Origin of the sequence: Oceanobacillus sp. FSL K6-0127, from assembly GCF_037983385.1 — a bacterium.
In the GTDB taxonomy this organism is placed as follows: Bacteria; Bacillota; Bacilli; order Bacillales; family Amphibacillaceae; genus Oceanobacillus; species Oceanobacillus profundus.
The window spans coordinates 2101156-2121058 of record NZ_CP150287.1 but is presented as its reverse complement, the minus strand read 5'-3'; the positions used below and the strand labels follow the sequence as shown (position 1 = coordinate 2121058).

Sequence of the window (19903 nt, the reverse complement as noted above, 5' to 3'; positions counted from 1 at the left end):
ATTCCCCATAAAAAATAGCTTATAAGGCTTTTATCCTAACTATTTAAATAATTTCCGTTAGAAAGCTATTGTTTTATTCTAAAAGTTATTATATATTAATTATTATATCTTTTGTACAAATTTAGACATATTCCGACACGAAAGGAGCAAACAAAATTGTTTGAATCATTAAAAAAATACTCATTATCCTTGATTAGTATCCTTTTCTTAGCTATTTTACTTACAGCTTGTGCTAGTGAACCAGAGGAATCTTCTTCTAGTTCAAACGGAGGGGATGAAACGGCAGGTGGCAAAGAATTAGTCATCTCTACCGCTTCGGATGCAATATCACTAGATCCTGCTGGTGCGAATGATGTTCCTTCATTCGATGTTCAAAACAATATTTTTGAAAGATTGGTATCTTACGATCAAAATATGGAGCTTCAACCAGGACTTGCAGAAAGCTGGGAACAAATTGACGAAACAACCTGGGAGTTTAAACTACGTGAAGACGTTACCTTCCATGACGGCTCTGAATTTAATGCCGAAGCTGTAAAAGCGAACATAGAACGTATCAATGATCCAGAAGTTGCTGCCCCTGCAGCATACTTACTTGATATGATTAACGAAGTTGTCGTTGTGGATGATTATACCGTTCAGTTCAAAACAGAATTCCCGTACTCTGGTTTACCATCCAACCTAAGCCATTCGGTTTCAGGTATGATTTCACCAGAACAAATCAGGGAAGATTATGCTGCTATGGGAGAAGGAGAATCTGTTGGTAGTGTTATCAATGCAAATCCAATTGGAACTGGCTTCTTAAAATTTGAAGAATGGCAGCCTGGACAGCTTATCCGTCTAGTGAAAAACGAAGACTATTGGGGAGAACCAGCTAAGATCGAATCGGTTACCTTTAAAGTCGTACCAGAAGATTTAACACGTATCGCTGAATTAGAAACAGGAGACACCCACATTTCTAATCCATTAAGTTCTTCAGATGTATCACAGATCGAATCTAAAGAAAATTTATCCGTTCTACAACAAGGAAGCCTTGCATTAGATTATGTTGGATTTAATACATCGAAAGAACCGTTTAATGACCAGCTTGTCCGTCAAGCAATTACAATGGCCATTGATAAAGATCAAATAATCAATGGAATCTACGAGGGATATGCACAAGTTGCGGAAGGTCCTCTACCACCAAATGTTTATGGTTATGATGAAAATGTAGAAGGACTATCCCGTGACCAAGGTAAAGCAAAAGAATTACTTGCTGAAGCAGGATACCAGGATGGATTTACAACAACTCTTATGACAAACGATACGCGTGAACGTATGGACATTGCAACGAATATTCAATCACAGCTTGCAGAAATTGGAATTACGGTTGAAATCGAGGTGTTGGAATGGGGAGCATATATCGAAAAACTGGATGCAGGCGAACAGGAAATGTTTATTTTAGGTTGGTCTAACAGTACTGCCCATGCGGATAATACGTTCTATCCATTATTCCACAGTGATAATCTTGGAGCATCTGGAAATACGGTATTCTTTGAAAACAGTGAACTAGATACCTTAATTGAAGAAGCTCGTCAAGCACAAGACGAAGCTGAGCAATTAGAGCTTTATAAACAAGCAGAAGAAATGCTTGTAGATCTTGCTCCAATGGCTTACTTAACGCACAAAGATTATTTATTAGGTGTACGTGATGAAGTGAAGGGATTAACAATGTATCCTTCAAAATTGCTAAACTTGAAAGAAGTATCTATTGAGGAATAAGTTTATTTGCTTTGGAGGCTGTCCGAGGGTTCGGGCAACCTCCTTTCATATAATAAATAACCCCGACACGTTTAATACATGTACTTACACTATCTTAATTTTGATTCGTTCCACTCACTTACGCAAGAGCTGATACTGAGGTAAGCTTGCAAAAATTTCTAACGCCAACGCTTCAATATACGTATGGACAGTTAGGTTACGATGATCTGCCATATTTAATCCAAGTATGGTTTCTCTTTCACTAAATATACCAAATTCTCGAGAAGGACGAATTATTCCTTTTGCTGCCATCGTTTGCAGCTGAACTCTCCTTAATCTTGAAGCAACCGAATTATAAATTCCTTTATATCTACAACACGTGGATATATTGGTTCCTCCTCGGTTCCTGTTATTATCAGTGGTACAAGAGATTCTTGTTTGTGCAAGGAACCGTGTGCTGCACCAGAAAGATGGACAGGTGATGATTGCGCCTTAAACTCACAGCCCGGTTTCGCATTGACGACAATGAAACGCCCCGAATGGGAGTTGAAAACACTATACAACCGAGCTAACGCATCTGGATAGTTACCATAGGTGACTCTTTTTTCAGTGGTCAGATTTAAATCCAGAAGCTTAGCATCCCCTTCTATACTCCATGATTGATTATAAATATCAATAAATTTCCCGGAAGGGCGATATTTCAGTGACCCTTCTTTCATACCAGATTCTACATGAATGGAGCTTTCATTTTTCCAGGCTATAATATCGATCCTCTCATCGTTTTTGAGCTGTTCGATAATAGCAGACAACGGCAGACTGTCATCCAGTACATAAAGATAAGACATCCGCTGATTTACACATAGAACGATCTGATCTTTCTTATGTACTGGGCGTCTTATTCGGGAGATACGGTATTTTTTTAACCATTTTCTTAAATCAATGACAAATTCTCGATGATTTGTTCCTGTTGCAGAGTGACCATTATCCCCCATCACTAGCCATGCATTTTGATTAATTGCTTCCTTCCAGCTTGGATACAAATCCAATATTTTTTGAATTTCCTTATCAATCTTTGTGATACCTTTAATATCCATCGGCCCCTTTAAATGAATTCGGGCATCCATGTCCTGAAATATACAGAAGGTAAATGAAGGAAGTTTGTTCTTTCTAATAAGATACTTAAGTTCCCGAGCAGTATATTTATAGTTTCCAGCAGCTATTTGCGTTGCGAATCCCCATGGACGTACTTTTGAAAAGGTTCCCAAAGAAAAGATATTTGCTGCTTCCGTTGTCCACTTTCCATTTTTAAATCGCGTCAAGGCACTGAATAACTTTGGTGTTTGCAACTTTTGCGGGGTGTTTCCACGATATACAAAGGAATTAATGGAAGCTGAATTCATCCCCCTTTTAGCTAATTCCTCATAAATGGTAGTGACTTCACTGCTCAGATGCTCATTATTCAGTCGGAAAAGCATATTATGGACCGTTCTGCGAATCCCTAACCTAAACGTTTCCCTAAAACCAGTACCGTAGTTAATAATCTCTTTTTTGGAATTATCGAACCAAGTTAAACCAGGTATATGATGTTGGTCAGCATAAGTACCTGTCAAAAGGCTGCTGTCGATTGTTACCGACATGGTTGGAAATGAAGTCACCATATTCGTAAAATAACTACCATTTTCCATCAAAAATTGTAAAGCAGGTGCTCGTCCTGTTTGAATAGCTAATTCCAGCGGTTCAGACATCAATGAATCGATGTTCAGCAAGATTACAGGTTTTTTCGATTGTGTGTTTTTTTTCATAATTACCATCCTCGCACGAGATTCAATATGTGAATTTCCCCCTCTTTGCTCTGAATCGGTTCTATTTTCTTTTAAGCAACTATTCAAAGACCAGCAAGAAGCTTCAAAAATCTACTATAAAATAATGATTACTATGTGTTTAGCTTATAGAAATAATTCGAGACGTTGTCCAAAACGTGAGCAGTTTTCAATCCAAAATAATTGGGTCCTATTTTATTATTTTGCACAATATCTATAATTTCATGAATGTAAGTTACTCAGCCATGCGCTCAACAAGCTCATTCGAATTGATTTGATATTGCATCAATATTAACTGCTACATATCACTTTCAACAATTAGGAACAAATAAAAATAACCCTGCCACAGATATTATCGTGACAAGGGTTTGCATTTTCCCTCTATAGTAGAATTTTATCTCATAAGGTATAACAACCTTGAACTACGAACAAACTTGCTTTCTTTATAATCTATAATATCTATGCTTTATTGACATTTACATGGCATCGGCTTTTTCGCCAATCCGCTCTTTCCTTTTTCCATGCATGAAGAAATAAAGTACTATCGTAACGAAAACCATGAGCCCCATCATGAAATATAAGCTGCTATATCCAGTTAGCGGAATCAGATAGCCAAGTAAATAAGGACCGAATCCAAGACCAGCATCAAGCGCGATATAGTAAGTTGATGTTGCTAATCCAATCCGATCTGGCGGTGTCACTTTAACCGCTATTGCTTGGGTAATGGATTGCATGTTTCCGAATCCAAGGCCAATAAGAACACCAGCTGCTAATAAAGCAAAACTATTCGTTGTAAAGCTTAGAAGCAGTAATCCTGCACCAAACAGAATAAAAGCTGGATACATAACAGTATTTTCACCTTTTAAGTCCATTAACGACCTGTAAATGGACGTGATACTAGGATAGCTACTGCATAAACAACGAAAAAGAAGCTTGCCACCTCGACAAGACCAATCTCGATTGCATAGAAATTAATAAAAGAAAGAACACTTGAATACCCAAGTGATACGATAATTACAATGAATGCAATCGGCAGTGCTCTTGGTTCCACAAAATCGGAAAACTTAATTTTCCTTCTTTCAGCTACATTTGCAGGTTTTCCTGCAAATGGTATCTTAACAAACAGAGATATGATAAAACTAATAATCGCTAATGCAAGACAAAAGCCAAAAATCACTTGATAGCTCGTATGTGAGCTCATGTATAGTCCAAAGAAGGGTCCAATGGCTGTTGCCAGCGTAATACTCATACTGAAGTAGCCAATCCCTTCACCTTTTCGATCATTAGGAATCAACTCAGCAATAATAGTTCCTGTAGCTGTACTTGCCACCCCTAATGCGATTCCGTGTAATAAACGAGTTACAAGCAGTATCTCTATCCCTGCATGAATAAAGTATAAAAGGGATGTCAAAATAAAAAAGGTAAGCCCAAAATATAATACTTTCTTGTACCCAATAGATGAGATCATTCGTCCAATAAACAAACGCCCTACTAATGTTCCTATGATAAATATACCTGTTATAAGACCAGCTACACTCTCTGAAACATGATATTTATCGACTGCATAAACAGCCATGGTCACTAATAATAAGTAAAAAACGAAATACAAGAAAAAATTTGCTGCTGCTATAATAATAAAATTCTTCGTCCATAATTGAGATTTTGTTTGTTTCACCGTTTCTATCACTTCACTTCTTAATATTATTTTTAATTTCTTCCATCACCCGAATAAAATCAATCAATTCTGATTCTGAGATGTCTTTTAGAATTTCCTTTTCAAACTGATCAATGGTCACACGTACTTCTTCATAAACAGCTGTTCCTTGCCTAGTCAGCTGCATGCGCTTTTCGCGCTTATCTCTTCCAGCCACCTGTTCGACATAGCTCATTTCCTCTAAACTGGCAAAGGTTCTAGTGATGGTAGGCTTCTCCACACCTTGATAATGAGAAATTTCCACAAGTGTTGAAGCTCCATAATTGTACAGGTAATACAAAATGGTCCACTGTGCTCGATGCAGGTTATGTTTATTCAACAAGACATTAAGTCTATTTTCAAAAGGGCGATACAACATAATTAATTGATGGAAAAATTTCTGTGCAGATTTTATGGAAAACGCCTCCTATATGGTTATCATGGATAATAGTTACCTAAGGTAACCATTATCCATGATAACAAAATTTCAGGAATTTGTCTATACAATGCTAAAGTTACTATTGCTAGAACAAAAGAAGCTGGGACAAAAGTATTTTTATGAAGTGAAAACCGAACATGATTGATGCAAATAACTCGCTCCGGAAATATAATTCGCTAAGTTTGTACATCGTTCGTCTTTAACATTAAGTATTTTAGTTATGTTCCAGCCTCTTCTACCTAATAAATAAAAACGAAACACAACTCTTACTAGAAAACAGTTTCTCTAATTTCCCTTTCCTCATAGTAATTCACTCTATAACCATATAGTTATCTACCTTTTTTACTATTTTCTATACTATTTAATCACGCTCCTTTCTGACAGTTTACGTAGAATATCGTAAATCAAAGAAAGGAGAAAGTGTATGTTAAATTTTTCAATGATTGACTTGGTCCGACGTAATGGAAAAAAGGTTGACAAAAATATAAGGGGAGAAATGGTTAACTTTTATCGGCCTTTTCGTTATATCCCTTGTTTCCTGCAAAGCTCCATAGAGCGTGTTAGAAAAAAAACAAAGAAATTACCCGTCGTAATAAAATTTGCCCCTGATTCCTTTTCTTCTGGGGTAAACGATGTAAAGGAAACAAAGTGTCGTTCTCTTCGCGAATACCCTTCTATTTCCTGTTGTTCAGCTAAATTATCCGTAAAAAATATTGAACATTTAATCACGAACTGCAACCATATCCAAAAAGTCTATTTAGACAGAAAGGTGACAACTTTACTAGATACCGCTTCCCCGGCAATAAACGCAAATGTTTTAAAAGATAATGGGTTAACAGGAGAAGGCGTAACCATTGCAGTAATCGATACTGGTATACATCCACATGAAGATTTACAAGATCGCATTATTGGCTTTAAGGATTTTGTTAATAGGAAATCTGATCCCTATGATGACAACGGTCATGGAACTCATTGTGCTGGAGATGCGGCTGGCAATGGCTTGTTATCGAATGGACAATATCAAGCTCCAGCATCCCAAGCTAATTTAGTAGGTGTCAAAGTACTAGATAAGATGGGAGCTGGTTCATTATCAACTGTTATTGAAGGAATCGAATGGTGCATCCAACATCAATCCGAATATAATATTGATATTCTTTCCCTTTCACTCGGTTCCGATGCTGTAGCACCTGCTGAAGATGATCCTGTGGTAAATGCGGTTGAAATAGCCTGGGATAACGGAATGGTTGTCTGTGTAGCCGCTGGAAACTCTGGTCCCGGAGAACAAACCATTGCAAGTCCAGGAATAAGCCCAAAGGTCATTACAGTCGGAGCAGCTGATGATAATAATACCGTTGACCGATCCGATGATTCAGTAGCTGATTTTTCAAGTAGAGGTCCGACGATTGATGGGCTTATTAAGCCAGATTTATTAACACCAGGAGTCGATATTATCTCTTTACGAGCTCCCAGATCTTTCCTTGATAAAACCAATAAAGCAGCACGTGTGGACACTCACTATATGTCCTTATCCGGAACGTCAATGGCTACGCCGATATGTGCAGGAGTAATTGCACAATTGCTTCAACGTGATCCAAATCTTACGCCTGATCAAGTCAAAGAAAGGCTTTTGGATGCATGCGACGATTTGGGACAATCCCCACATATTCAAGGTGCTGGTTATTTAAATGCTAGTGATCTGATTGAGGACTTTGCAAATGTCGAGTAGAGGCTTACGTTTTTCTTCACTCGTATAAGTTTTACTGTTTTGCTTTTTCAAACCCTCTGTCTCCTCTAGATACTATTAGGCAGAGTTATATGTATGGTGTAAGAGCAAAAAAAGTAAGCCAAATCATCCTATGCTTTTTCAGATAGGAATGATTTGACTTACTTTTTACTTTCACCTGATTCTTAAAATAGCTCATCAACTGCCCTTAGCTTCTTACAGACCAAATCAGCCGGGCGATAAAGGGAATTTAGGTATTTCTTCAAAAATGTTAACCCATTTGAAACGAGCCAAATAATTTTAATAATGAGACTAAAACATGAGCCCGGCTGCCACATATAGATTATTATCCCCGTTCAACCTTATCCGCCACTAATCCTTCCTCATTTTTCTTATCTTTATGGGGCACGATTCTTTTGCGTGCCTTATAAATCACAATTAGCGCGATAAACCAAACGGGCGTTATCATCAACGAAACACGTGTATCTTCTGCAATTGCAAGCACAACAAGAACAAATGTCAGGAAGGCAAGGATTAAATAATTTGCAAATGGATAAAATGGCATCTTAAATTTATTCACTTTTGCCAGATCAGGTCTTGTTTTACGGTATTTCAAATGACTGATGACCGTAATCCCCCAAATAAATATAAAGCATACTGTAGAAATACTTGTAACGAGTGTGAATACTCCTTCTGGCATTACATAATTTAATGCGACTGAAATTAAAACAACTGCAGTCGAAAAGAACAGTGCATTGGAAGGAACCTTTCTTTTATCAAGCTTGGCAAATTTTTCCGGTGCATTTTTCTCTTTAGCGAGTGAATATACCATCCGGCTTGTACTGAAGATGGCACTATTACATGCTGAAGCAGCAGAAGTTAGAACGACAAAATTGATGATACCAGCAGCACCAACGATACCAACTACCGTAAAGACTTGGACGAATGGGCTTTCAGTTGGGCTGATAGCGGTCCATGGATACACACTCATAATAACAAGAAGTGCACCTATATAAAAAATGATAATTCGAATAGGAATATTATTTATCGCTTTAGGTATAACTTTCTCTGGATTTTCTGTTTCTCCCGCTGTAAGTCCTACAAGTTCGATACCAACAAACGCAAATACGACCATTTGAAAAGAGAGGATGAAACCATTTACACCATTTGGAAACATGCCTCCGTGGTTCCATAGATTCGTGAAACTCGCTCCACCTGCATCCGTGGAAAAACCACTTATTATCATAACAATACCTGTAACTATTAAGGCTAGAATTGCGATGACTTTAATTAATGCGAACCAGAATTCCATTTCTCCAAACAGTTTTACAGTGGCCAAGTTCATACATAATAAAATAACAAGCGCGATTAATCCTGGCATCCATTGTGGTATCGTTGGAAACCAATACTGGGTATAGAGGCCAACTGCTGTTAAGTCAGCCATTGCAATGGAAATCCAACAGAACCAATATGTCCAGCCAGTTAAAAATGCTGTCATTTCACCTAAATAATCTCTTACAAAGTCAACAAACGAATGATAGCTTAAATTACTTAACAGCAATTCTCCAAGGGCACGCATGATTAAAAAGAGAACAGCACCTGTAATCAAGTATGCGAATAATATGGATGGCCCTGCTAAATGTATTGATTTTCCTGCACCAAGAAATAATCCCGTACCAATTGCTCCACCAATAGCTATCAGTTGTACGTGTCTGTTTTTTAAACCCCTATCTAATTTTTGTTCTTGCATACAATTCCCTTCTCTCAACCTTTTTGATAATTATTAATTGATTTAGTTGCTAGTTCTTCAGTCTTTTATAAAATCATCATTTCAATTATATAACTGAAAAATCCCACATTTAAAAAAAGGATAGAGAAGGGCTATATTATTTCCATTCTCTGTCCTTTTACCTGAAAGTTTATCCTTCTATAATAGAAGGTCCCCTTTGGTGGCATAAATTGCACTCTCCAGAGTAGCGTCCTGTATTGGTGCTTTTACCTGAGAGATTAATTCCAATGGTTTTTTTGGAACTTGCTCCTTCGGTGGCGATATACTTCGCTCTCTCCCAATACAATCATCCGCAAGTTATGTAACTGTATAATATACTTAATTGTAATAACAATAGAATTTTTATTATAGCATATTATTTGATATCTCATCAATGTCATTAAATTTAAAGCAGTTCCGAGATATAAATTCTTGTCCTGATCAAAACGATTATCGTGCTGCAGCACTGGAAAAAGCAAAAAAATGTTCAGTAAACCTTCAAGAATATTAAAAAGGTCCACGACGTCTGAATCTGCCAAATATGTAAAGAGTTTAACATTTGATTCGTGCGGAAAAGTTGAGAAAAGAAGAAGAATGGATGTTATTAGCTAACTACGTAAACAGTCAAAAAATAACAGAACAGAGATTAGTAGGGCGTAAATTGGGCAATTACGTAACATTTAATAAAAAAACCCTCGCCACAATTATAATTGTAGCGAGGGTTTCCTATTATATTACCCAATAGAGCCTTCCATCTCGAATTTAATCAATCTGTTCATCTCTACTGCATATTCCATTGGAAGTTCTTTTGTAAATGGCTCGATGAAGCCCATTACGATCATTTCTGTTGCTTCTTCCTCTGTTAATCCTCTACTCATCAAGTAGAACAATTGCTCTTCAGATACTTTAGAAACTTTCGCTTCGTGCTCCAATGAAATGTTATCATTTAAAATTTCATTGTATGGAATAGTATCAGAGAACGATTCGTTATCCATGATTAGCGTGTCACATTCGATGTTTGCACGTGCACCGTCTGCTTTACGTCCAAAGTGTACAAGACCGAGGTACGAAACCTTTCCGCCTTGTTTAGAGATTGATTTTGAAACAATTGTTGAAGACGTGTTTGGTGCTAAGTGATGCATTTTTGCACCTGCGTGCTGTAATTGTCCTTTACCAGCAATAGCGATAGATAGCGTGTTACCACGTGCACCTTCGCCTTTTAATAAAATCGCAGGGTATTTCATCGTTAATTTCGAACCGATGTTACCATCAATCCATTCCATCGTTCCATTTGCATCAACTACTGCACGTTTTGTAACTAGGTTGTATACGTTGTTTGCCCAGTTTTGAATCGTTGTATAACGGCAATATGCATCTTTTTTAACAACGATTTCAACAACCGCACTATGAAGTGAGTTTGTTGTAAAGACTGGAGCTGTACAGCCCTCAACATAGTGTACAGATGCACCTTCATCAACAATGATTAATGTTCTTTCAAACTGCCCCATATTTTCCGAGTTAATACGGAAATATGCTTGTAACGGTGTTGATGTTTGAACACCTTTCGGAACATAGATAAATGATCCGCCAGACCATACGGCTGAGTTCAGTGCAGCAAATTTATTATCGGAATATGGAATAACTTTTCCAAAGTATTCTTTAAATAACTCTTCGTCTTCTTTTAGCGCTGTATCAGTATCCTTAAATACGATACCCATTTCTTGAAGATCTTCTTTCAAGCTATGATAAACAACCTCTGATTCGTACTGTGCAGATACACCAGCTAAATATTTTTGTTCTGCTTCTGGAATACCAAGCTTATCAAATGTTTCTTTGATTTCAGCAGGTACCTCATCCCATGTTCTACCTTGCTTTTCAGATGGTTTAACGTAATAAACGATCTCATCAAAATCAAGTTCTGAAAGATCTCCGCCCCATTGCGGCATTGGGCGCTCGTAAAAATGCTCTAATGCCTTCAAGCGGTAGTCAAGCATCCACTGCGGCTCTTCTTTCATTTTAGAGATTTCTTCAACGACTTTACGTGTTAATCCTCTTTCCGTTCGGAAAACAGAGACGTCTTTATCATGAAATCCATATTTATATTCTTCCATTTCAGGCATTTTTTTAGCCATTATATAACCTCCTCATTGTATTATCTAAAGCGGAATCGCCCGGTTAGCGACGTACGGACTGCGCCCGGTACTTTGGGGTGGTTCGACTTCGAACATTCCTACGTAGGAGATAAAGGAAACACGACGACCAAAGGAAGTCGATGTTGACTTTCACCGCAAGGGTATAAGTGCGACTAAGCCTCTGTCAAAGCCAGTCGGCAAGTCTTCTTTATCGTACGGAGGTGAGGGAAGTCTCGCTAGTCGCTGGGCGATGGAGCTGGACGTGGCTACTCATGCACAAGAAAAACATCCAGCAAAACTTTATATTTTTAAATTCATTTAATCTTGTTGTGCGCCCTTTTCCATTGCCTTCCATGCCAAGGTTGCACACTTGATTCTTGCTGGAAACTTGGAGACACCCTGCAATGCTTCAATGTCTTCCATATCCAATCCTTCTGTATCAATCTCTTTTCCAAGCATCATCTCAGAAAATGCTCTCGACATTTTAACTGCTTGTTCAAGACTTTTTCCTTTAATTGCCTGAGTCATCATCGAAGCAGACGACATACTGATTGAACAGCCTTCCCCTTCAAACTTGGCATCTTGTACAACACCATCTTCAACTTGCATTTGCAATTGAATACGGTCTCCGCATGTTGGGTTATTCATGTCGATTGTTACTGAATCACCCTCAATTTGTCCACGATTTCTAGGGTTTTTATAATGATCCATAATTACTTGTCTGTAAAGTGTATCGAGGTTATTAAAAGACATTCCCAAAATACTCCTTCGTTTTCAACAGTCCATTTACCAGCAGGTCAATATCCTCTTCCGTGTTGTAAAGATAGAAGCTGGCACGTGCTGTTGCTGTTACATCGAGCCATTTCATCAGTGGCTGTGCGCAATGATGTCCAGCACGAACAGCAATTCCTTCTGCATCAAGTGCTGTTGCTGTATCATGTGGATGCACATCATCGAGATTAAATGTAACAAGTCCAGCACGTTTTTCTGGACCATAGATTGAGATACCATCGATCGTGCGTAGTTGTTTCATTGCATAGTCTGCTAATTTTTGTTCATGATCTAAAATAGTTTCATTACCAATTTCATTCAGAAAGTCTATTGCTGCAGCCAGTCCGATTGCACCTGCAATAATTGGCGTACCACCTTCAAATTTCCACGGCAATTCCTTCCACGTAGAATCATAAAGGTTAACGAAATCAATCATTTCGCCGCCAAATTCAATTGGTTCCATATTTTCTAGAAGCTCTTTTTTTCCGTATAAAACACCAATACCAGTTGGACCACACATTTTATGAGCCGAAAATGCATAGAAATCACAGTCAAGATCAGCTACATCTACTTTTAAATGCGGAGCACCTTGAGCACCATCAACAAGCATAACCGCACCATGAGCATGGGCAATTTGAGCGACTTCCTTAATTGGGTTAATTGTACCCAACACATTGGAAACCTGTGTCATTGCTACAATCTTCGTATTTGCTGTTACCGTTTCGCGAACAGCTTCTAATGTTATAGTACCATCGCTTTGCAATGGGATATATTTGAGTGTTGCACCAGTTGCTTTTGCAGCTTGTTGCCAAGGGATAATGTTACTGTGATGCTCCATTGGCGTAATCACAATTTCATCCCCTGGTTTCAAATTCGCTCTCCCATAACTGGTAGCAACAAGATTAATTGCTGTCGTTGTTCCTCTAGTAAAAATAATTTCAGCTGTACTGCGTGCATTAATAAATTCACGGACCTTCTCGCGAGCGCCTTCGTATTTATCTGTTGCTCTTGTTCCTAACGTATGAACACCACGATGTACGTTTGAATTATCTTCACGGTAATACGTGTTAACCGCCTCTATAACTGACAGTGGTTTTTGCGAAGTCGCAGATGAATCAAGATAGACTAAAGGATGTCCATTAACTTCCTGATTTAAAATGGGAAACTGTTCTTTAATGGCTTTAACATCCATTAATTAACTTTCCTTTCAATTACTTGAGTCAATTGCTTACGAACAGACTCAATTGGAATTTGAGATACAACAGGCTCAAGGAACCCATGAATAACCAAGCGTTCAGCTTCTTCCTTTGTAAGTCCACGACTCATCAAGTAGTACATTTGTAAAGGATCAACACGACCAACAGAAGCTGCATGACCAGCAGTTACATCATCTTCATCAATTAATAGAATTGGGTTGGCATCCCCTCGTGCTTTTTCACTTAGCATTAATACACGTGATTCCTGCTCCGAATTCGACTTCGAACCACCATGCTCAATTTTACCAATCGCGTTAAAGATAGTAGTCGCACTACCTTTCATAACTCCACGTTGTAAAATAAATGCATCGGTTTGTTTACCGAATTGGCGAATGCTTGACGTAAAGTTCTGTGTTTGTTTCCCACGTCCAACAGTAACAGCTTTAGCCTCTGACGTTGCATTATCACCTAGTAAATAGGTAATGTTTTCGGAAACCGTATTTCCGTCATTCATTTGACCTAATGCCCAGTTAATCTTCGCATCACGTTGAGCTACACCACGACGATTTACATAGGTTGTTGTTCCTGCTGCAAAATGATCTACTGCACCATATGCAACTTGTGCATTATCATGAGCAAATACTTCTGTTACGATATTCGCTACCGTTTTTTGCTCTTCATTGTGAGAAACGTAGTTCTCCAAATAGGTGAGCGAGCTTCCTTCCTCCGCAACGATCAACACGTGGTTGAACAATGCTGTTTCAGGATCCTCTTGCCAGAAGATTGCCTGGACTGGTGCTTCGATTTGAACATTCTTAGGAACATAGATAAAGATTCCACCATTCATTAGTGCTGCATGAAGTGCTGTTAAACGATCCTGGTCAACAGAAACCGCTTCTTTCATGTAGTATTTTTCTACTAAATCACTATGCTCATTCAAGGCAGTAAAAATGTCTGTAAAAATAACACCTTTATCCTTTAAATCTTCATTTAATGTAGAAAATGCAACGGAATGATTTCGTTGAATCAACAAGTTTTCTGCTTTATTTTCTTCATCAAAGTATGCTTGTATTTCTTCAGGCAATTCAGTTGTAGTAGTAACAGCCTGACCTGATGTAAATTCATGTTTGAACGTATTGAAATTCCAATTACGGATATTGGTTTTATCCGGCTTTGGCATTTCAAGCGTGTTTACTTGAGAAAGCGCGCTCACGCGTAATTCAGACATCCACGCAGGTTCGTTTCGTTCTTTTGAAAACTGTTCTAAATAGTCTTTATCAAATGGCAGCTTTGTTTCGACAGTCATTTTACTCCTCCTAACGTTACGCGTTTTGTTCTACTGTTTCGTCTGTAATTCCTAACTCTTCTTTAATCCACTCATAACCTTCTTCTTCTAAACGTTTTGCAAGCTCAGGTCCACCTGATTTCACAACACGGCCCTGCATCATAACATGAACAAAGTCAGGAGTAATGTAGTTAAGTAAACGTTGGTAATGCGTAATCATTAGGCAACCAAAGTCTTCTCCGCGCATTTTATTGATTCCTTTAGATACAATTTTCAATGCATCAATATCTAATCCAGAATCGATTTCATCTAAAATCGCAATAGCAGGATTTATTTGCAATAATTGAAGGATTTCATTACGTTTCTTCTCCCCACCAGAGAAACCTTCGTTTAAGTATCGTGTAGCCATGTTTTGATCAATTTCAAGTAAATCTAAGTCTTTATCTAATTGCTTAATAAACTTCATTAGAGATACCTCATCGCCTTCTTCACGACGAGCATTGATTGCAGAACGAAGGAAGTCAGAAGTTGTTACACCACTGATTTCACTTGGATATTGCATAGCTAAAAACAGACCAGCACGAGCACGCTCATCTACTTCCATTTCTAGTACATCTTCACCGTCAAGGATAATACTTCCTTCTGTAACTTCATATTTGGGATGTCCCATAATTGCTGAAGCAAGGGTAGATTTACCTGTTCCGTTCGGCCCCATTATTGCGTGGAATTCTCCACCCTTTATCGTAAGGTTTACACCTTTTAATATTTCTTTGTCTTCAATCGATACATGAAGATTCTTAATTTCTAAAACTAATCCTGACATAAAACATACCTCCAAGTAAGCTATTTTCTAGTATGAAATGAATTGACATCATTCTCAACTTATTCTCATTACAATCTTAAAGCATTTCAAATTAATTATCAACTCTTTTAAGCGCACAGCTTATTACTGTTTCACCATATCAAATTAGATATAATTGTACAAATAAATAGTGCTGATGTCCGCATATTAAGACACCAGCACAAAGGTAATTATAAGTTTGTTATTTAGCTATTTGACCATCCATTCCTGCCACTAGCATTTTCGCTTCTTTGTATTCCCGTTCTCGTTGTTTTTCTACTTCCAGCCGTTTTTCAAGTTTCCTGCTGTACTCCTCGTAGCAAACATGACGGGACTTCGTCATTCCTTTTTCCATTTCCGAAGTGTAATTCAACCTCAGACCACTGTCAATAGTGAATCATCCTTTCGTTTTGGTTACATAAAATATAGTAACACTAGAAAGGTTCCCTTTACAATTCGGATTTAAACCTCTATGACTGGATTATTCTATATATGAATGATTCATAACGTGAAAACATAGAAACGACATTAAATAATGGCAAATAACGCACGTATCCTTTAAAATGCTATTAATAAATTATAATTACTTTTCGCCTTCCACTGGTAGAACTGCACCATCGTAGTTCTCCATCATAAAGTTTTGGATTTCTTCAGATTTTAGTACTTCAACCAGTTTCTTTAATGCTTCTTTATCAGCATCTTCAGACCTTACAGCAATAACGTTTAAATAGTCAGTTTCTTCGTCTTCAACAAACAATGCATCCTCTAATGGGTTAAGACCTATACCAATTGCGTAGTTTGTGTTGATAACAGCAAGCACATCTTCTTCTGAATTATAAAGCTCTGGTAGTAGTGCCGGATCATAATCTGGTGAGAAAACTAAGTTTTTAGGATTTTCAACAATATCGTCAATTGTTGCAGCGGATTTTTCTACACTTTCATCTAAAGTAATCAAACCTTCCCGCTCAAACAAAGTCAAAATCCGCCCATGATCGGAAACAGAATTGCTTAAAATAACTTCAGTTCCATCAGCAATGTCATCGACTGATGCAATTCCTTTTGAATAAACACCCATTGGTTCTACGTGAATAGCTCCAATCGATTCAATTTCATATCCTGTATCTTCCACTGTTTGATTCAAATACGGAATGTGCTGGAAGTAATTCGCATCTAACGTGCCATTGTCTAAATCATCATTTGGCAGTATATAATCCTGATATTCTTCAATATGAAGTGTTACACCTTGTTCTTCAAGTAATGGCTGAGCTTCTTCTAGAATTTCCGCATGTGGTACACTTGAAGCACCTACAGTGATTTCATTTGTTTCTTCGGTTCCTTCTGACGAACCATTATCGGCTCCATCTTCTGATTCATTTCCACCGCCACAAGCAGCTAATATAAGTACAAGTGCGAATGTTACCAGGGCTAAAAGCTTTTTCATTCTGTTTCTTCCTCTCCATCTTGTTTTTATAATTGAAATAGGTTTTCCTATTTTCATCTATTGATAATGTTATCGTTTATCAAGCTTGTTTGTAATAAAGTCCCCAATAAATTGGAAAATAAACACGATAATTACAATAATGACCGTACAAAGAAATACAACATCAAAATCACGTCGTTGGAATCCAAAATAATACGCATAGTTTCCAAGACCACCTGCACCAATCGCACCTGCCATTGCGGTATACCCAATTAATGCAATCGAGGTAACCGTAAGGCCTGATACGAGTGCCGGCATTGATTCAGGGAGTAGAACACGGAAAATGATGGTACGTGTTTTCGCCCCCATCGCTTTGGCTGCTTCAATTACACCTTTTTCCACTTCGTTAAGCGCGATTTCAACGAGTCTCCCGTAAAACGGAGCTGATCCAATAATTAATGCGGGCAGTGCTGCATTTGGTCCGCGAATCGTTCCGATAAGGAAATCGGTAAATGGAAATAGCAATAAGATCAATATAATAAATGGGATGGCTCTAAATATATTCACAAGAGCCGCTACAACAAAATAAATATACTTATTTTTCCAGATGCCGTCTTTTTTCGTTAAATATAGAAGCAATCCTAATAATAGACCGAAAATACATGTACCAATAATAGCAATAATTGTCATGTAAAATGTTTCGTAAGTTGCTTCAACTAAATCCTCGTATTTAATATTTGGGAATAACTCAGCTAACATCCCGGATAACCTCCACTTCGACCGAGGTCTGTTCCTGTATAAAGCTTAATGCTCTATCGAATTCCTCTTGTTCGCCAATAACCTGTACGAATAATGTGCCATATCCGCCAGCTTGTGTTTGGGTGATTTTTCCTTGTAAAATATTTAAATCAATATCAAAACGCTTTGCCAGCTGGCTTATAAGGGTTTGATTTGTAGCCTCACCTAAAAATTGAAGCTTAAGAATAATACCATCTGCATTATTCTCAATAATATTGGTTATATCATCCTCTTCGTCACTTGGTCCCATAATTTGCTGAACAAATTTTTTCGTAACGTCTTGTACGGGATGGGTAAACACATCAAGCACATTTCCCTGTTCAACAATCCGTCCTTGCTCCATGACCGCTACTTGGTTACAGATTTTTCGAATAACATGCATTTCATGTGTAATCAAAATAATCGTTAATCCAAGCTTTTTATTAATGTCGACCAGCAAATTCAAAATCGCATTCGTTGTTTCTGGATCCAATGCAGAGGTTGCCTCATCACATAACAGCACTTTTGGATTATTCGCAAGTGCGCGAGCAATTCCAACACGCTGCTTCTGTCCACCACTTAATTGGGATGGATAAGCTTTTTCCCGTCCACCAAGGCCAACCAAATCAATGAGTTCCTGTACTCGCTTTTGCCTCTCCTGCTTTGGGACTCCTGCAATTTCAAGTGGGAATGCAATATTTGCCTCTACCGTTCTTGACCAAAGTAAATTGAAGTGCTGAAAAATCATGCCGATTCCTTGTCTTGCAAGGCGAAGCTGTTTTGAATTAAGTGTCGTTATTTCTTCATCATCAATAACAATTCGTCCTGATGATGGTTCTTCCAATCGGTTAAGCAGTCTGACGAATGTACTCTTCCCTGCACCGCTGTACCCAATCACGCCGAATATCTCACCGTCAGGGATAGTAAGGGTCAAATCATCAACAGCTGCTATGTCATCATTATTTAGTCTAAAGACCTTACGTAAACCCTCAATCGAAATCACGTTATGTCCTCCTCTTCGTTCTAACTTTTGTGCCTATAAACAAATTCTTTACTGTATGAATGCTGCAATACATTTTTTAACCAAAAAACAAAAAACGTCTTCTGTAAGAGAACAGAAAGACGTCATATCATTAAAAAGTCTCACGTTCTCTCATCTGTCAAAGTTTACTTTGCAGGAATTGGCACCTTTCAAAAGATTGAAGGTTGCCGCGGTTTCAAAGGGCCAGTCCCTCCACCGCTCAAGATAAGAGATAGATCGTATTTGATTTAGCAATTCAGTGACACTATAGTAGCATGCTAAAATACGCGTGTCAATCCTAAATAGGATTAACTTTTGTTAAAGTGAAACTTCAATCAAGAGCTTTTTCTCTCCACTGCATGATAGTACCACAGGAGTATGACTCCAAGCCCTTCCCCACCTTCTAATTTTAACTCTCTCACGCATAGAAAGGGGGGATATTAGAGCCTTAATGGGTGGCAAATAATTCTGGCTTATATATCATCAAATAATTATATATATTACCTGTCGATTGAAAGGCATAAACTTTTTCTTTCACTTCATTACCTTCTTTAATTAAAAGGCATGGAACACTTTCAATTTTATTTTCTTGCATAAATTCAGGATACAAGGACGCATTCATCTCATAAAAGATATCTATTCCATGAACAGACTCGATTTTAGCAAGCATTGATCTTGCCACCGTACATGTTCCACAAAAAGGTGTATAAATATAAATTAACATGCGTTCCTGTTCCAAACTTTTTTCTGTTATTTGCTGCATTTTTAACCACCTTAAGTTCAATCTATAAGAGGATATTCAAAAAACCCGGTAAATATCCTCTTTTTGAACACACACTATAATAAAAATATAGGATGAACAGAGAAATGTTTACTCAGTAGTGTGCTTGCAAGTATTTTCTCTGGTGTCGCTGCAACCTCCCGATATTCACTGCTAATGTAAATATGCTCCGCATGCGGTAGCTCACGAGCCAGCTGCTTACGCAATTTCATTCCAGATTTATCCTCGTCAACTAGAATAAACACATCCTTTTCATCCAATTCGTATGTTTCCAGTAATTCATCAAATCGTTCTACACCGAATGTACCATTTGTACATACGATAGTAACCTCATCATTGATGACTTTTTCAATTTGCTTCTTATCTGTAAGCCCTTCGACAATAATCACTTTTTCAAACTCAGTAGTTATCATACATGAGCACTCCTTATGCAAGCAAAAAAGTTGCCTACGTAATTCGCGTTCAAAAGGAGGATGAAAAGACCGAGATCGGGTAAAGT

General features: G+C 37.9%; 17 protein-coding genes, 1 pseudogene and 2 riboswitches. Of the genes and pseudogenes, 2 read left to right on the top strand and 16 right to left on the bottom strand.

From position 1 onward, the window contains the following. Positions 1-156 precede the first annotated feature (156 nt). Entirely contained in the window at positions 157-1758 is a 1602-nt protein-coding gene (locus MHH64_RS10670) for a glutathione ABC transporter substrate-binding protein (protein ID WP_095309310.1), read from the top strand. Positions 1759-1872: 114 nt separating this feature from the next. On the opposite strand, the gene MHH64_RS10665 is transcribed toward MHH64_RS10670, so the two are convergent. From MHH64_RS10665 to MHH64_RS10650, 4 genes and pseudogenes are all read right to left on the bottom strand, one after another. Then, complete coding sequence (locus MHH64_RS10665) at positions 1873-2049, bottom strand: hypothetical protein (RefSeq protein WP_187393130.1); 177 nt, start codon at positions 2047-2049, stop codon at positions 1873-1875. Between the two features lie 20 nt (positions 2050-2069). Then, positions 2070-3539 (bottom strand): alkaline phosphatase family protein, encoded by a 1470-nt coding sequence (locus tag MHH64_RS10660; protein WP_095309508.1) that lies wholly within the window; start codon positions 3537-3539, stop codon positions 2070-2072. Positions 3540-4033: 494 nt separating this feature from the next. Continuing rightward, a pseudogene (locus MHH64_RS10655) lies at positions 4034-5232 on the bottom strand (MFS transporter). Positions 5233-5245: 13 nt separating this feature from the next. Then, on the bottom strand, positions 5246-5629 hold the full coding sequence (locus tag MHH64_RS10650; RefSeq protein ID WP_340003208.1) for a MarR family transcriptional regulator: 384 nt from the start codon (positions 5627-5629) through the stop codon (positions 5246-5248). 484 nt (positions 5630-6113) lie between these two features. On the opposite strand from MHH64_RS10650, the gene MHH64_RS10645 reads away from it, so the two are divergent. Then, positions 6114-7415 (top strand): S8 family peptidase, encoded by a 1302-nt coding sequence (locus MHH64_RS10645; protein ID WP_340003207.1) that lies wholly within the window; start codon positions 6114-6116, stop codon positions 7413-7415. 343 nt (positions 7416-7758) lie between these two features. On the opposite strand, the gene MHH64_RS10640 is transcribed toward MHH64_RS10645, so the two are convergent. The 12 genes from MHH64_RS10640 to MHH64_RS10585 form a co-directional block, all read right to left on the bottom strand. Then, positions 7759-9162 carry an amino acid permease gene (locus MHH64_RS10640; protein WP_340003206.1) on the bottom strand — a complete coding sequence of 468 codons (1404 nt, stop codon included), beginning with the start codon at positions 9160-9162 and terminating at the stop codon, positions 7759-7761. 227 nt (positions 9163-9389) lie between these two features. Continuing rightward, a riboswitch (glycine riboswitch) is annotated at positions 9390-9491 on the bottom strand. Positions 9492-9914: 423 nt separating this feature from the next. Continuing rightward, positions 9915-11312, bottom strand: a complete 1398-nt coding sequence (sufB, locus tag MHH64_RS10635) for a Fe-S cluster assembly protein SufB (protein ID WP_095309318.1) — start codon at positions 11310-11312, stop codon at positions 9915-9917. Between the two features lie 318 nt (positions 11313-11630). Beyond that, the gene (gene sufU / locus MHH64_RS10630) at positions 11631-12065 is read right to left on the bottom strand and encodes a Fe-S cluster assembly sulfur transfer protein SufU (RefSeq protein ID WP_095309320.1); all 435 of its coding nucleotides are present in this window, start codon (positions 12063-12065) and stop codon (positions 11631-11633) included. Continuing rightward, positions 12055-13275 (bottom strand): cysteine desulfurase, encoded by a 1221-nt coding sequence (locus tag MHH64_RS10625; protein WP_095309322.1) that lies wholly within the window; start codon positions 13273-13275, stop codon positions 12055-12057. The genes sufU and MHH64_RS10625 overlap by 11 nt, the downstream gene beginning before the upstream one ends. Continuing rightward, positions 13275-14585, bottom strand: a complete 1311-nt coding sequence (sufD, locus tag MHH64_RS10620) for a Fe-S cluster assembly protein SufD (protein ID WP_095309324.1) — start codon at positions 14583-14585, stop codon at positions 13275-13277. Before sufD ends, MHH64_RS10625 begins: the two co-directional genes overlap by 1 nt. 16 nt (positions 14586-14601) lie before the next feature. Continuing rightward, positions 14602-15387, bottom strand: coding sequence for a Fe-S cluster assembly ATPase SufC (gene sufC / locus MHH64_RS10615; RefSeq protein WP_340003205.1), 786 nt, complete (start codon positions 15385-15387; stop codon positions 14602-14604). A gap of 220 nt (positions 15388-15607) precedes the next feature. After that, positions 15608-15778, bottom strand: a complete 171-nt coding sequence (locus MHH64_RS10610) for a hypothetical protein (RefSeq protein ID WP_251660511.1) — start codon at positions 15776-15778, stop codon at positions 15608-15610. Positions 15779-15988: 210 nt separating this feature from the next. After that, the gene (locus MHH64_RS10605; RefSeq protein WP_095309328.1) at positions 15989-16846 is read right to left on the bottom strand and encodes a MetQ/NlpA family ABC transporter substrate-binding protein; all 858 of its coding nucleotides are present in this window, start codon (positions 16844-16846) and stop codon (positions 15989-15991) included. Positions 16847-16915: 69 nt separating this feature from the next. Beyond that, positions 16916-17584, bottom strand: a complete 669-nt coding sequence (locus MHH64_RS10600; protein WP_095309330.1) for a methionine ABC transporter permease — start codon at positions 17582-17584, stop codon at positions 16916-16918. After that, positions 17574-18605, bottom strand: a complete 1032-nt coding sequence (locus MHH64_RS10595) for an ATP-binding cassette domain-containing protein (protein WP_095309332.1) — start codon at positions 18603-18605, stop codon at positions 17574-17576. Before MHH64_RS10595 ends, MHH64_RS10600 begins: the two co-directional genes overlap by 11 nt. Before the next feature lie 147 nt (positions 18606-18752). After that, positions 18753-18855: riboswitch (SAM riboswitch) on the bottom strand. A 216-nt stretch (positions 18856-19071) separates the two neighbouring features. Further along, positions 19072-19386, bottom strand: coding sequence for a thioredoxin family protein (locus MHH64_RS10590; protein ID WP_303447937.1), 315 nt, complete (start codon positions 19384-19386; stop codon positions 19072-19074). Between the two features lie 74 nt (positions 19387-19460). Next, positions 19461-19817, bottom strand: coding sequence for a toprim domain-containing protein (locus tag MHH64_RS10585; protein WP_095309334.1), 357 nt, complete (start codon positions 19815-19817; stop codon positions 19461-19463). Between the last annotated feature and the right edge of the window lie 86 nt (positions 19818-19903).

Coding starts and splice junctions, on each gene's coding strand:
- MHH64_RS10665 (WP_187393130.1), bottom strand. CDS start 2,049: ATGGCAGCAAAAGGAATAATTCGTCCTTCTCGAGAATTTGGTATATTT.
- MHH64_RS10660 (WP_095309508.1), bottom strand. CDS start 3,539: ATGAAAAAAAACACACAATCGAAAAAACCTGTAATCTTGCTGAACATC.
- MHH64_RS10650 (WP_340003208.1), bottom strand. CDS start 5,629: ATGTTGTATCGCCCTTTTGAAAATAGACTTAATGTCTTGTTGAATAAA.
- MHH64_RS10645 (WP_340003207.1), top strand. CDS start 6,114: ATGTTAAATTTTTCAATGATTGACTTGGTCCGACGTAATGGAAAAAAG.
- MHH64_RS10640 (WP_340003206.1), bottom strand. CDS start 9,162: ATGCAAGAACAAAAATTAGATAGGGGTTTAAAAAACAGACACGTACAA.
- sufB (WP_095309318.1), bottom strand. CDS start 11,312: ATGGCTAAAAAAATGCCTGAAATGGAAGAATATAAATATGGATTTCAT.
- sufU (WP_095309320.1), bottom strand. CDS start 12,065: ATGTCTTTTAATAACCTCGATACACTTTACAGACAAGTAATTATGGAT.
- MHH64_RS10625 (WP_095309322.1), bottom strand. CDS start 13,275: ATGGATGTTAAAGCCATTAAAGAACAGTTTCCCATTTTAAATCAGGAA.
- sufD (WP_095309324.1), bottom strand. CDS start 14,585: ATGACTGTCGAAACAAAGCTGCCATTTGATAAAGACTATTTAGAACAG.
- sufC (WP_340003205.1), bottom strand. CDS start 15,387: ATGTCAGGATTAGTTTTAGAAATTAAGAATCTTCATGTATCGATTGAA.
- MHH64_RS10605 (WP_095309328.1), bottom strand. CDS start 16,846: ATGAAAAAGCTTTTAGCCCTGGTAACATTCGCACTTGTACTTATATTA.
- MHH64_RS10600 (WP_095309330.1), bottom strand. CDS start 17,584: ATGTTAGCTGAGTTATTCCCAAATATTAAATACGAGGATTTAGTTGAA.
- MHH64_RS10590 (WP_303447937.1), bottom strand. CDS start 19,386: ATGCAGCAAATAACAGAAAAAAGTTTGGAACAGGAACGCATGTTAATT.
- MHH64_RS10585 (WP_095309334.1), bottom strand. CDS start 19,817: ATGATAACTACTGAGTTTGAAAAAGTGATTATTGTCGAAGGGCTTACA.